Annotated in this window: 13 protein-coding genes; 8 read left to right on the top strand and 5 right to left on the bottom strand. The window is 63.8% G+C overall.

All coding sequences use genetic code 11. The features are described 5' to 3' along the window. The first annotated feature begins 188 nt into the window (after nucleotides 1-188). Nucleotides 189-1,292, top strand: a complete 1,104-nt coding sequence (locus P8R42_02085; protein ID MDG2303436.1) for a Na/Pi symporter — start codon at nucleotides 189-191, stop codon at nucleotides 1,290-1,292. Nucleotides 1,293-1,321: 29 nt separating this feature from the next. Next, nucleotides 1,322-1,999, top strand: a complete 678-nt coding sequence (locus tag P8R42_02080; protein MDG2303435.1) for a PhoU domain-containing protein — start codon at nucleotides 1,322-1,324, stop codon at nucleotides 1,997-1,999. Nucleotides 2,000-2,096: 97 nt separating this feature from the next. On the opposite strand, the gene P8R42_02075 is transcribed toward P8R42_02080, so the two are convergent. The 4 genes from P8R42_02075 to P8R42_02060 all read right to left on the bottom strand — a co-directional run bounded on the left by P8R42_02075 (nucleotide 2,097) and on the right by P8R42_02060 (nucleotide 4,439). Next, on the bottom strand, nucleotides 2,097-2,291 hold the full coding sequence (locus P8R42_02075) for a hypothetical protein (protein MDG2303434.1): 195 nt from the start codon (nucleotides 2,289-2,291) through the stop codon (nucleotides 2,097-2,099). A 78-nt stretch (nucleotides 2,292-2,369) separates the two neighbouring features. Continuing rightward, complete coding sequence (locus P8R42_02070; protein MDG2303433.1) at nucleotides 2,370-2,510, bottom strand: hypothetical protein; 141 nt, start codon at nucleotides 2,508-2,510, stop codon at nucleotides 2,370-2,372. Between the two features lie 124 nt (nucleotides 2,511-2,634). Beyond that, a complete protein-coding gene (locus P8R42_02065) occupies nucleotides 2,635-3,264 on the bottom strand; it encodes a TetR/AcrR family transcriptional regulator (GenBank protein MDG2303432.1) in 630 nt (209 codons plus the stop codon). Next, nucleotides 3,264-4,439 carry an acyl-CoA dehydrogenase family protein gene (locus tag P8R42_02060; GenBank protein ID MDG2303431.1) on the bottom strand — a complete coding sequence of 392 codons (1,176 nt, stop codon included), beginning with the start codon at nucleotides 4,437-4,439 and terminating at the stop codon, nucleotides 3,264-3,266. The genes P8R42_02065 and P8R42_02060 overlap by 1 nt, the downstream gene beginning before the upstream one ends. Before the next feature lie 80 nt (nucleotides 4,440-4,519). Between P8R42_02060 and P8R42_02055 the strand changes: the two genes are divergently transcribed. Genes P8R42_02055 through P8R42_02045 form a run of 3 tightly spaced genes read left to right on the top strand, consistent with a single transcriptional unit; the run spans nucleotide 4,520 to nucleotide 8,077 of the window. Continuing rightward, nucleotides 4,520-5,371, top strand: a complete 852-nt coding sequence (locus tag P8R42_02055; protein ID MDG2303430.1) for a glutathione S-transferase family protein — start codon at nucleotides 4,520-4,522, stop codon at nucleotides 5,369-5,371. A gap of 57 nt (nucleotides 5,372-5,428) precedes the next feature. Further along, the gene (locus P8R42_02050; protein MDG2303429.1) at nucleotides 5,429-6,562 is read left to right on the top strand and encodes an LLM class flavin-dependent oxidoreductase; all 1,134 of its coding nucleotides are present in this window, start codon (nucleotides 5,429-5,431) and stop codon (nucleotides 6,560-6,562) included. A gap of 6 nt (nucleotides 6,563-6,568) precedes the next feature. Further along, the gene (locus P8R42_02045) at nucleotides 6,569-8,077 is read left to right on the top strand and encodes an alkaline phosphatase (GenBank protein MDG2303428.1); all 1,509 of its coding nucleotides are present in this window, start codon (nucleotides 6,569-6,571) and stop codon (nucleotides 8,075-8,077) included. A gap of 87 nt (nucleotides 8,078-8,164) precedes the next feature. Here P8R42_02045 and P8R42_02040 read toward each other — a convergent pair whose 3' ends face one another. Then, complete coding sequence (locus P8R42_02040) at nucleotides 8,165-9,166, bottom strand: prenyltransferase (protein ID MDG2303427.1); 1,002 nt, start codon at nucleotides 9,164-9,166, stop codon at nucleotides 8,165-8,167. 129 nt (nucleotides 9,167-9,295) lie between these two features. On the opposite strand from P8R42_02040, the gene P8R42_02035 reads away from it, so the two are divergent. From P8R42_02035 to P8R42_02025, 3 genes are all read left to right on the top strand, one after another. Further along, on the top strand, nucleotides 9,296-9,685 hold the full coding sequence (locus P8R42_02035; GenBank protein ID MDG2303426.1) for a PPOX class F420-dependent oxidoreductase: 390 nt from the start codon (nucleotides 9,296-9,298) through the stop codon (nucleotides 9,683-9,685). A 40-nt stretch (nucleotides 9,686-9,725) separates the two neighbouring features. Then, a complete protein-coding gene (locus P8R42_02030; GenBank protein ID MDG2303425.1) occupies nucleotides 9,726-9,932 on the top strand; it encodes a hypothetical protein in 207 nt (68 codons plus the stop codon). Nucleotides 9,933-10,338: 406 nt separating this feature from the next. Next, nucleotides 10,339-12,810: a TonB-dependent receptor gene (locus P8R42_02025; GenBank protein ID MDG2303424.1), complete on the top strand. Its 2,472-nt coding sequence runs from the start codon at nucleotides 10,339-10,341 to the stop codon at nucleotides 12,808-12,810. The last annotated feature ends 100 nt before the right edge of the window (nucleotides 12,811-12,910 follow it).

Raw genomic sequence — 12,910 nt, 5'->3', positions numbered from 1 at the left:
GGGGGCAAGGGTTGACTGCGTCGGCGGGCAGGGTACTACGCGCGGCATGCTCGTTCTGCGCAGTCAGCCGACGGATCGAGGAGCTGTTCAGGCGTCTCGTCCCTGGGCACTCCATGGCTGATTCGACACCTCCGGCGCGTCCCCCGGTGATTCCTCCGTCTTTTGCCGAGAGTCCATTCGTTCGGTTCGTGACGGTTGTTGCGCTTTTGTTCCTCTTCCTGCTCGGCGTGAACGGATTGGGAGACGGCTTCAAGTCTCTCGGCAAAGGGCTGCTCGACGTCTTCTTCAACGCGACGGACAATCCATTCATGGGGTTGGTCGTCGGGCTTCTTGCGACCACTCTGGTGCAGAGTTCGTCGGTTTCGACGGCGCTCATCGTCGGCTTGGTGGCGGCGCCGGAGAATCCGCTTCCCGTCGCGAACGCAGTGCCGATGATCATGGGCGCGAACATCGGCACGACGGTTACGAACACGATCGTTTCGCTGGGGCATGCCGGTCGACCGGACGAGTTCCGGCGGGCCTTCTCGGTGGCGACCTGTCACGATTTCTTCAACTTCATGGCCGTCGCGATCTTGCTGCCCTTCGAGATGATGACCGGGTACTTGCGACGCAGTGCCGAGTACCTCGAGCAGCTCGTCACGGGAATCGGCGGCGTGAAGTACCAGAGCCCGATCAAGGGCGCGCTGAAAGCCACCCTCAAGCCCGTGAAGGAGTTCGTCGCCGAGTTGGTGGAATCACCCCAGGCCCAGGCCTTGATTCTCATCAGTCTCTCGGTCGGGGTGATCTTCGTCGCATTGTTCATGATCGTTCGCGTGATGCGCGCGGCCACTTCGAGCCGCGTCGAGTCTCTGGTCTCCAAGGGCCTCGAGAAGGCGGCGCTGCTCTCGATGTTCGTCGGAGTCGTCGTGACGGTGATGGTTCAGTCGAGTTCCATCACCACGTCTCTTCTCGTCCCGCTCGCCGGCGCAGGTGTGGTGACGCTCGCGCAGGCCTTCCCAATCACGATCGGAGCCAACATCGGGACGACCGTGACGGCGCTGCTCGCGGCTCTCGCGACGACCGGGGCTAACGCGGGTGCCGGCATCACGATCGCGCTCGTCCACCTTCTGTTCAATCTGACAGCGACCGTGCTGATCTTCCCGATCGAGCGAGTCCGGGAGCTTCCCCTCCGCGCAGCGCGTTGGCTGGGCGATGTGGCAGTCCGTTCTCGACGTTGGGCTTTGATCTACGTCGTCGTGCTATTCTACGGCTTGCCCGCGGTGCTCGCGGCAATCGATCAATACCTACGGTAGGACCTGGAGGCGTTCATATGCTTCGCGAGATGTTGGATCTGTTGCGTTCCACCGAGCCGTTGAAAGAGATGGGAGACAACTTCTCCCAGATGCTTGAGATGTCTCGCCAGCTCACGGTTGCAGCCGGGGAGCTCTACTTCGGCGAAGCCGGAAAGCCGGAAGAGCGGACTGAGATCTACCGTCGTGACGTGAAGGTGAACAAGCTCGAGCGGCGGATCCGCAAACAGGTCATCAAGCATCTCTCGCTTGGCCTCAATAGCGCCGACCTGCCGTACTGTCTTCTGCTCATGAGTCTCGTGAAGGACGTCGAGCGTATCGGCGACTACGCGAAGAATCTGACCGAGGTTCACGACTTCCGCCCCGAGCTCCTGCCCGACGACGACATCGTCGCCGAGCTCCGTGAGATCCGCGTCGAAGTAGAAGGCGCGTTTTCCGCGACACTCGACATCTTCCAGAAGTCGGACCGCGAGCGCGCGATGGAGCTCATCCAGCAGGGCAAGACGACGGGGCAGCGCTGCGACGCACTCATCGTGCGGATCGCCCGGAGCGGGTACGACGCGGGCGCCGCGACGGCAGTGGTTCTCGGCACGCGCTACTACAAGCGGATCGGCGCGCACTCGACGAACGTTCTCACGAGCGTAGTGATGCCGCTGCACAAGCTGGACTACTACGACGAGCACACCGCGGCGCGAATCGTCGACTCCTAGCCGGTCCGGGCTCCGAACGCGCCGGAGACGGAAACGTCAAGCCGGTGGAAAAGGACCGCGCGTAGAGCGACAGCGGTGTTCCACGGATTCTTCTCCTTCACCTTGAAGTTGATCCCGATGGTTTCGCCCCCGATGTCGAACGCGGAAGCGCGAAGGCGAAAGTCTCGATGTTCTCGTTGAAGATGTTTATGTCGCTCGTGACGTAGGTGATGTCGACGAGCCCGTCGATGTTCATGAAGGGGAGCACCCAGGCATCGATGGTGCCGACATAGGAGGTCCAGGTGTTGTCCAAAAGGCTGAAGTTCGACGATGGAATGTTGAAGGTCCGATCGCGGAAAGTAATCTGGTTCGACGTGAAAACCTGCTTGTTTCACTGGGCGACAAACGCGAAGTCGAAGTCGATGGGCAGCGGCAGCCGATCCGCGAACTTTCCCGCGAGGTTCTTGAACAGCGGGAGGAACGACTGCAGCTCCCGCTCGAGCGGGCCGGGCTCGAACCCGACTGTCGCCATCTCCTCGAGACATCTGCGCCCAGGCGATCGGGGCCATCGCCAGGATCGCGATCAGCGCTGCGATTCTGAACGGGAGTCCGTTGGTCAAGAGTTTTGCGCTCACACGCTCGTGGTTACGTAAAGGCTACTCGATCGGAGGAAGCGGTCCGTGCGCGAGCTGCTGCGCTTCGTCTTCGCTGACCCCGAGCAGGCGGAGCGAGTACGACGTGAGATGCGGGTCGATCTCGTTGGTCGCTGTGCCGGAGAGCTTCGCCCGCATGCCTTCGAGAATCAGGCCGGAGAGTGCAATGGTCAAGCTCGCCGCGTGACCACGTTTGAACCGGCCGCTGCGCACGCCCTCCTCGACGTCGCGCAGCGCGCGATGTTGGAAGTGCTGCGTCAGCCGCGTACTGGCGTCGGGCATGCGGAGGATGAACCAGGCCCACACCGGATCGCGGTCGGGCGTGGCCAGGAGGTGTCGGAAGCATGTCGCGAGAACGCGGGCGGGATCGTCCATGCCCTGGGTGAGACGATCCAGCGCGGCCCCGAGCGCTTCCAAGCCGCTCGACAGAACCTCGTCGACGATCGCCTCCTTCGACTCGAAGTGGTTGTAGAACGTTCCGAAGCCGAGGTCGGCTTCTTCGGTGATCTCCGCGATCGTGGCGGCATCGACTCCCTTTCGCGACAGGATGGTGGCGGCTGCGGTGACCAGCCGCTCTCGGTTCCGCTGTTTTCGGCGGCTGCCGCGCGTGGGTTTCGCGTCGGGGAGGCCCATCAGATCATCACGGGGCCGAGCTCGAGTCCGACCATGTGACGTCCCGCGATCTCGGCAGATGTGTCCCACACGAGGATCGCGTGTGCGCCGACCGCGTGCAGATCCCGGAAGGCACGCTGGAGAGGCGCGTCGTCGCGCAGGCCGCCGCCGCCGCTCGCCTCAAAGAGTCGGTCGACCGCGCGGGTGCAGAGTCGCACGGCGTACGAGGCGTTGCGCCGGTATCGGACTCGCGAGGCTTCGTCCGGAACCTCCCCGTCGGTGGCGTCGCGGTCCATTCGTTTGCAGGCGTCCATGACCAGAAGGCGCGCCGCGTCGACCTCGGCCGCAGCTTCCGCGAGGCGCAGCTGCGACGCCGGCTGTTGCTTCTGCTTTTGCCCGGTGAAAACGAAGACGCGCTTCTGCAGCTGCTCCTGAAACGCCTCGATGGCTCCCTCGGCGATCCCGAGTGCCGCGCCGGCAAGGGCGATGGTGAGAGCGCCGGTGAAGGTGACGCGGAACAGCGGGCCGTCGTTCACGGCGTGTCCCGGACAGTTGCCCATCGCCGCTTGGATCAGCGACATCGTCCGGTGCTGTGGGACGAAGACGTCATCGATGACGATATCCTTGCTGCCGGTGCCGCGCAGGCCGGCGACGAACCACGTGTCGTCGATCGTGAAGTCGCTCTTCGGAACCAGGTGCATGAGGAGGTCGGGCGCTTCACCGGTGAGTTTTCCGCAGACGGCGACCCAATCTCCGTTGTCGCACCCGCTTGCGAACGACCAGCGTCCGCTGAGCCGCACGCCGCCTTCGGCGGGATCCGATTTCCCCATGGGGGCGAACACGGCTGCGAACGACGGGCGCGGGTTCTCGAACACCTCGCGCTGCGCCGCCTCGGGGAAGAGTCCGACGAGCCAGTTGTGAACGGCCATTACACCGAAGCACCAGCCCGTAGAGCCGCAGCCGCGCGCCACCGTGGCCGTCGCCTCGAGCAAGTCCGTCAAGCTGCGTTCGAGCCCGCCGCCGCTCGCGGGCTGCACGATGCTCACGAGTCCCGTGCGTCGCAGGTCCTCGAGGGTGCTCGCGGGAAGTCGGCGGAGCTTCTCGGTTTCGAGCGCGCGGCCTCTTAGGGTCGGGACCAGGGCTTCGGCGCGATTCAGCAGTTCCTCACGAGACGGCAATCCTTCGGGTTGGATCATGATGAAGTCATCATCTATGAGTGGTCCATCGGGAACAAGGGTGGACCCCGCCTGATCCCGCCTGAGAGGAGCGCCGTTCCATGATCATCCCGGACGATGAGGTCGCGACCGTAGAAGTGAAGTCCTGGAAGGGGCTGCACCTGCTCCACTTCCGCAGTTCGACCTGTTCGCAGAAGGTCCGCGTCCTGCTGCATGAGAAGGGGGTCCCGTACGAATCCCACCAGGTCGATCTGATGCGCGAGGAGCACGTCAGCGCCTGGTACCTCGGCATCAATCCGCGCGGAGTCGTGCCGGTGCTCGTGCACGACGGGGTCGTCCACGTGGAGAGCAACGACATCCTGGAGTACCTCGATGGTCACTTCCCATCGGAGGCGGAGCCATTCTTCCCCCAGAACGCCGAGGAGCGCGCGTGGGCCAAGGAGAATCTGGACCTCGAGGACAGCCTGCACGTGCATCTGCGGAACCTGACGATGGGGTTCCTGGTCCCGCGGCGCGTGGCGATCAAGTCCGAGGAGACTCTCGAGCGCTACGAACGAGAGGGCGCCATGAATCCGAAGCGAGCGCTCGAGGTGAAGTGGTGGCGCGACTACGCCCGCGACGGGATCGACGACGAGACCGCGCGCGCCTCGGCCGCGGCCCATCGGGCGGTGTTCGAAATGCTGGACGCTCGACTCGCGTCGTCCGCGTGGCTCATCGGGGATCGCCTTTCGGTGTTGGACATCGCGTGGTTCATCACGACCAACCGACTGCGCCGCACGGGGTATGATCTCAGCGTTCATGCGAATCTGCTGCGTTGGCACGTCGCCCTCGCCGCGCGACCGGCGTTTGCTGAGCAGACCCGCGATCCGTGGGTGCTCGAGAAGCTGGTCATGCCCCTCTACCGCTCCATCCGGAAGCTCCAGGGGACGAGCCTGGCCGACGTGGTGGGCTGACCGCGGGATCCAGCCGCTCGGCTTTCGCAACGCGCGAAGGCATGGCACGACTACCTCATGGAATTCGGTACCTTTCACTCGGCGCACGTCCCGCTTCAGCCCGAGGCCGAGGCGCAGCGTGCTCTCGAGCACGCGCGAATCATGGATGAGGTGGCGACGGCCGAAGCAGCCGACCGCGTGGGCTTCAAGTACGCGTGGATGACCGAGCACCACTTCCTCGAGGAGTATTCCCACCTTTCCGCGAGTGAGGTCTTCGGCGGCTTCATCGGAGCTCGGACCAAGAACATCCACATCTCGACCGGGATCCTGAACATCACGCCGCCGGTGAATCCGCCGGCGCGCGTCGCCGAGCGCGTCGCAATGATGGATCATCTCACCGAGGGGCGGTTCGAGTTCGGTGTCGGCCGAGGCTCGTCGAGCACCGAGTTTCAGGGGTTCGGGATCCCTGACGGAGACACCACTCGTTCGATGCACGATGAGGCTCTGGTCGAGATTCTGCGGATGATGAAGGACGAGCGGTACTCCTACGAGGGCAAGCACTTCTCGATGCCCGACCGACTCGTGCTGCCGAAGCCTTACACCCGCCCGCATCCGCCGCTGTGGATCGCCTGTGGGAGCCCCTCTACGTTCGAGAAGGCGGGACGGCTGGGGATGGGTGCGCTGTGCTTCACGCTCGGTCCGCCCGAACAGATTGCGCCGCTCATAGAGACCTACAAGAAGGCGATCCGCGACTGTGATCCGGTCGGTGACTACGTGAACGACAACGTGGCTTGCGTGAGTCGTTTGATCTGTGACGAGGACGGGAAGAAGGCGCGCGATCTCGCGTGCAGCATCGGAAGCGCGTACTATCAGAGCCTCGTGTTTCGCTGGCTCGACTCGTTCCCGCACCCCGACGGCATCCCGAAGTGGCCGGCTCTGATCCCCGAGCCCACTCCGGAGACGATCCAGGAGCAGATCGATTCCGGCCTCCTCGTTGCCGGAGATCCGGAGGACTGCGCTCACGGCGCCCAGAAGTATCTCGATGTGGGATGCGATCAGCTCATCTTTGGTGTTCTGAACAACACGATGAGCCGCGAGCAGGCGGTGAATTCCATCGAAACATTCGGAAAGAATGTAATTCCGCGCTTCGACGACGATCCCGTGCACAGCACGAGGCGTCAGCGCGAAGCGCAGTGTCCGGCGGCGGGTTGAGGCATCGTGTCGTCTCGTCTTCTCTTCTACGTTTGCGCCGCGCTTCTCGTCACCGGCTGCGCCGGCGGTAGTCGTCGGGCGGAGCCGACGCTCGCGCAAGAGAACGACCCCTGGTTCCGTTCCGGTGAGAAGACGCTGGCGGAGATCGAAGCCACGCGGCGGATAGTCGGTCAGGCGAAGAACGTGATCCTCTTCGTGGGCGACGGACTCGACGTCGCGACGGTTACGGCGGCGCGAATCTACGAGGGCCAGCTCCGCGGTGAGCCCGGCGAAGAGAACGTGCTCAGCTTCGAGCGGCTCCCGCATCGCGCGCTGCTGAAGACCTACAACACGAATCAGCAGGTCGCTGATTCTGCCGGGGCCGGCACGGCCTTGCTCGCCGGGGTCAAGACGAAGGCGGGTATCGTCGGTCTGAGCGAGGGCGTCACGCGTGGCGATTGTGCCTCGGCGGCGGGCCGTGAGGTTTCGAGCCTATTTGAAGTTGCGCAGAAGGCGGGTATGGCGACCGGTGTGGTCACGACGGCGCGGCTCACGCATGCGACCCCGGCGGCAGCCTTCGGCCACACGCCCGAGCGGAACTGGGAATCGGACGCCGACATGCCGTCTGAGGCGATCGAGGCCGGCTGCGTCGATCTCGCGCGGCAACTGGTCGACGGAGAAGTCGGTTCGAAGATAGGCATCGCGCTCGGCGGCGGTCGCGGGTACTTCCTTCCCGACGACGCGGAGGGCCCCGAGGGAGTGTCCGGGCTTCGAAGCGATGAGCTCGACCTAATCGCGCGGTGGAAGCAGACACATCCCGATGGTCACTTCCTCTGGAATCGGGAGCAGTTGCTCCGTCTCGTTCCAAAGAAAAACGAGCAGGTCCTCGGGCTCTTCGAAGCCGATCACATGGCATTCGAATCGGACCGTGACCGCGCGGGCGAGCCGTCTCTCACCGAGATGGCTTCTGCGGCACTCGACGCTCTCTCGAAGAACGATGACGGATACGTTCTGCTCGTCGAGGCGGGACGCATCGATCACGCGCACCACTACGACAACGCGTATCGGGCTCTGATGGGAACCGTGGAACTCGCCGCCGCCGTTCAGTTGGCGATGGACCGAACCGATCCCGACGACACCCTCATCATCGTCACGTCCGACCACGGGCACACGATGACGATCGCCGGCTACCCGACGCGCGGAAATCCGATCCTCGGCAAGGTCGTGTCAAACGATGCCTCCGGTCAACCGGAGACCGTGCCAGCGCGGGCGCTCGACGGCATGCCGTACACCACGCTCAGTTACGCGAACGGTCCGAGTGCCGCGCGCGGCATGCCGCGTCCCGACCTCACCGGCTTCGACACCACGACGACGAACTTTCAGCAGCCCGCCCAGGTGCCTCTCTCGATGGAGACCCACGGCGGAGCGGACGTGCCGAGCTATGCCCGCGGCCCCATGGCGCACTTGCTGACCGGCACCGCCGAGCAGAGCTACGTGTTCAACGTGATTCTGCGCGCGGCCGGACTTGCGCCCTAATTAGAAAAAACCCCTGCAAATGGGGCCAATATGCTCAGCTATCGTCACCGAGAGTAACAATAAGTCGGCGCGAGCGACGCCGCAGAGCTAGAGAACGCGCGAGATCACGATGTCGGCCGCGAGGCCGATCAGGAACAGCATGCCGAGGCGGCGGTTGTACCAAAAAGTGATCGCGACGTACCAAAGCGGCCACACGCCCGCGGGCAACTCGGGCGGCGGTGCTTCCGGGCGCGGCTCTTTGTATATCTGCCAGACGCGCTTGAGGGACGGCGCCGCACCGAAGCACAGCAGCATCGTGACGCTGAAGTACCCGATCCACACGAGGTACGAGATGACCCCGAGCTGTGCGAACAGCATTCCCATCACGGCGTAGCGCGAGAGCTGGTCGCCCAGGATCACGGGCAGCGTGTGAATGCCTTTCTCAGCGTCGGCGGGGAGTTTGTCGATGTGCTTGCCGAACAGCACCGCCGTCGGGCCGAGTGCGTAGGCGATGCTCGCGACGGCGACGTTGTTGCTCCACTCTCCCGTAATCACGTAGTATGTGCCGCCGACCATCAGCGGTCCCCACACGGCGAGCACCGCGGGCTCGCCCAGGCCGATGTACTTGAGCGGCCAGGTGTAGAACAAAACGAAGAACGCGCCCGAGCCCAGCAGCCACAAGACGACCTCACCGCGGAGCACGACGAGGTACACGCCGACGGCGAGAGCCGCGAGGCCGGTGACGATCGCGTACGTCATGAGTCCACGGACAGAGAGGAAGCCGTCTTGTACGGTCTGCGGACCGTACTGCGTGCGGAAGTAGTTCCCTTCGTCGACGCCTTTCCAATAGTCCGTCAGGTCGTTCACGAGGTTGTTCGTCGCGTGCGCCAGGCAGAGGCCCAGCGCGCACAGGCCGAACAAGAGGCCGTCGAACTGGCCGACCTTTGCGGCGAGCAGTCCCGCGAAGGCAGCCGACGTGAAGGTCATCACGATCACGGCCGAGCGCGTGGCGATGAGCCACCTCGAGACGAGGTCGAGACCGGCCCAATCTTCCTTGGTGATACGAGGCATGACGGTGAGCGCCTTGCCCCACATGGCGAAATTCAACATGAGGACCCCTCGTGGTTGGTGCCCCAGGTTATAGCCAGGCGTCCGCCTCGGAGCGAGCCCGGGGTGGGCAGGGCTTCACAGGGTTTCGAGGCTGGTGCGATTCCGCAGGCGGTACCGTAGAGTCGGACCGTGGCGAAGACCGAGCTGGCTGACGAGACGTACGTAAGTCTGGAGACCTTCAAGCGGGACGGCACCGGGGTGAAGACGCCCGTGTGGGCCGCGCCACTCGACGGCACCATGGTGATCTTCACTGAAGGCTCGTCCTACAAGGTGAAGCGCGTGCGTCAGAATCCGAAGGTGCGGGTGGCTGCGTGCGATGCACGGGGAGGCGGTGCACGGGACTGGGTTCCGGGGACGTGCGAGGTCGTTCCTGCGGGAGAGCACGAGGACCGGGCGTACCAAGCGTTACGTGCGAAGTACGGTTGGCAGATGACCACCGTCGACTTCTTCTCGTGGCTCTTCGGGCGGATCGACGGTCGCGTCGTCCTCGCGGTCAAACTCGACGAGGCCGCTTCCTAGCCATTGTCTGGTAGCTTTCGACGGTCGGGTCGAACCACGAGTGCAACTTCCCGCGCGCCTGGTCTCCGCCGCGCAGGAGCGAATCACCCTCGGCGAGGAGTATCGAGGACAACACGATGCGATTCACGTGCTCCGAGAGCAGCGTCATCTCGTCGGCGCTCACGTCGCCGACGGCTTTGCGGTACGAGCGGAGCGACGCCCGGGAGAAGGGTGCCGTGGCGGCCTGATCGGTGCCGATCGGCCGTAGGTTCGCCAGCGATCCGGGGCCGAAGGCCTGGGACAGGACGGGGTCTTTCGGGACCTCGCCGAGCGTCTCGACGGCATCGGGAATCCGGTCGTGGCGCGGAGAAACGCCTTGTAGATCAGCTCTCGACGGCCGGAAAAGTACCGGTAGGCGGTCTGCTGGCTCGAGCCCGCCTCGCGGACGATGTCGATTACGCCGGTCTTTGCGACCCCGAACTTCTTCAGGCATTTGGTGGTGGCGGCAATGAGACGCTCACCGGTCTCGTCCGAGGACCCGGGAGTTCGCCTGGGAGAGAGGGCGAAAGGGTTGCCATCGAGTCGGGAATCTTACATAGGACACGATCTGTCAAGTGTACATTTGTGGCTGCGGCGATTTCTGTCGGCCACCGACCGACGTCGAGAGGCCATCCATGAAATCGAGATTCCACCTGAGTAACCGATTCATTATCTGCGCCCTCATCGTGCTGGGGATCATGACCCTGTTCGCCACGCCGACCGTTGCACAACCCGTTGACGGAACCGAAGCGCCGGCTGAGTTTCAGCGCGATCTCGTCGACGACGACAGCCCCGGCGGCACGACCGACGAGATCGACGCCGCCGACGCGCAGTATGAGGCGGCCGAGGCCGACGGTGGGGACATCCCCGGCGCGACCCGCAGGGTGACGACGCAGGTCGAAGAGATCGTGGTCAGCGCGCGTAAACGGGCAGAGGCACTCGAGGACACTCCGGTCGCTGTGACGGCGCTCACCGCCAGCACGCTGCGCGAGGCGGGTGTCTATCGTGTCGACCAGGTGGCGGAACTCGTTCCGAATCTGCAGTTCCAGGACAGCATTCAGGGCAACCTGGCGCAGTTCGCGATTCGCGGTGTCGGCACTGGCGCCCCGGACATCCAGTTCGATCCGGGTGTCGCGCTCTACCTCGATGGCGTGTTCCTGCCGCGCGCCTCCGGTTCGCTGTTGAGCGTCGTCGACGTGCAGCAGATCGAAGTCCTGCGCGGTCCGCAGGGAACCTTGTTTGGTAAGAACAGCGTCGGCGGCGCGATCAACATGACGACCGTAAAGCCGCATCACGACTTCGAAGGCTTCGCGATGGTACGGCCGGGCAACTTCAACTCGGTCGAGACCGAGGTGATGCTGAACGTGCCGATCGTGGAGGACTTCCTTCTGAGCCGCGTGGCGCTTTTCACGGCAAACCGCGACGGCTACGTCCACAACACAGCGCAGGACAAGTACTACAGCAACCGCGACGAGATCGCCTTCTTGGGGAGCCTTCGCTTCCTGCTCACCGACGATCTCACCTTTGATCTGTCGGGAACGTGGTCGCGGTCGCACACTCTCGGTCGTGGCGGACGGTGCGTCGTCGTGAACGAAGATGCGCCGCTTTCGTCGCTCTACGGGGGGTTCTACCCCGAGTGTAAGAAGACGTCGCTTTTCGAGAACAACGCCAACATCCAAGGAATGTCGGACATCGAGGGTTACGGTACGTGGGGCGTGTTCAACTACGACCTCGGAGACGTGTGGGAGATCGAGGATCTCGCGATCAAGGCCCTTGGTTCGTGGAACGAGCAGATCCCGCGTACGCGCTTCGACGTGGACAACACGAGCGCCGAGGTCGTCGTCCTCTCCACGGCTGGTGGTTCCGAGTTCGACGGCGCACCGGGCAAGCAGCAGCAGACGTCTGGTGAGTTGCAGGTCAACGGCGCCGCGTTCGATGGCATGCTGGTGTTCGTCGGTGGCTTATTCGCCCAGTGGGAGAACGCGGCCGACACGCGCACGACGGTCGTGGGCCCGCCTCTGAACCGCTTCACGACGAACGTCTCCGAGATCAAGAACTGGACGTGGGCGCCCTACCTCCAGGCCACGGCCGATTTCACCGAGTGGCTGAGCATCACCGGCGGTATTCGCTACACGCAGGATAACAAGGAACTCACGCTCAGCCAGTTTGTTTCGAATACGGGTGAGGTCCTGCTCGACGAAGTGAACGACTCGGAGCTGTTTACCGCGTGGACGCCGATGGCGAGTATCGCTTCGACGGTTCCGTTCGATCTTCTGCCGGATTCGGTCGACCACGTCATGGGGTACTTCACCTACGCGCAGGGCTTCAAAGGCGGCGGCTTCAACGCACTTCCGGGCCCCCGGAACCAGGAGGGGACGGATGCCCTTGCCGCGGCGTTCCAGCCCGAGACGCTGAACAATTTCGAGTTGGGCTTGAAGTCGATCTACCTCGACAACAGGCTTACGCTGAACCTGGCCGGTTTCTACGGCAAGTATGACGACATCCAGAAGGTGTCGGTCCAGGCCGTCGGGTTCGATGAGCAGGGTGTGCCGATCATCCAGCGCATCACGGAGAACGCGGCGGTGGCGACGATCAAGGGCTTCGAGATCGAGGCGCAGGCGTACCCGGTCGAAGGTCTGCAGATCACCGGCAACATCGGCTACACGGACGCGACGTACGACGACTTCCCGAACGCCGTGAGCGATCTCACCGACCAGTCGATCGACCGCTCGGGCGAGACCTTCAACAACGTTCCGAAGTTCACGAGCTTCCTGGCCGTCCAGTACTCGTGGCTGATCGAAGGGGCTGATGAGGCCGAGATCCTGCAGGGTTGGCTCACGCCGCGCCTCGAGTGGTACTACCAGAGCATGGTGCACCTGAACGGCCCCGAGCTCGCCGACTCGGTGCAGTCCGGCTACAACCTCCTGAACGCGCGCCTCTCGTACGCCTTCTGGGATGATCGCGCCCAGGTCGCCCTCTGGGGCAAGAACCTCACTGACGAGACCTTCATCAACTGGTCGACCCCGACGGTCTCCACCTTCGGCTTTTTGGTGAACTTCCCCGGCCTCCCCCGCACCTGGGGCGGCGAGATCTCCTACAGGTTCTAGGCCCGAACCTCCCCGTCAGCTGGCGGGGGCAAAGGGGAAAAATCGAAGAGGGAAGCGGGGACACATTTCAGTGTGGCCCCGCTTCCTACTAGCCCCTTAG

The organism is Candidatus Binatia bacterium (assembly GCA_029243485.1).
Classification (GTDB): domain Bacteria; phylum Desulfobacterota; class Binatia; order UBA12015; family UBA12015; genus VGTG01.
Note: the sequence above shows the minus strand (reverse complement) of the source record. Positions and strands in the feature narration are given on the sequence as shown.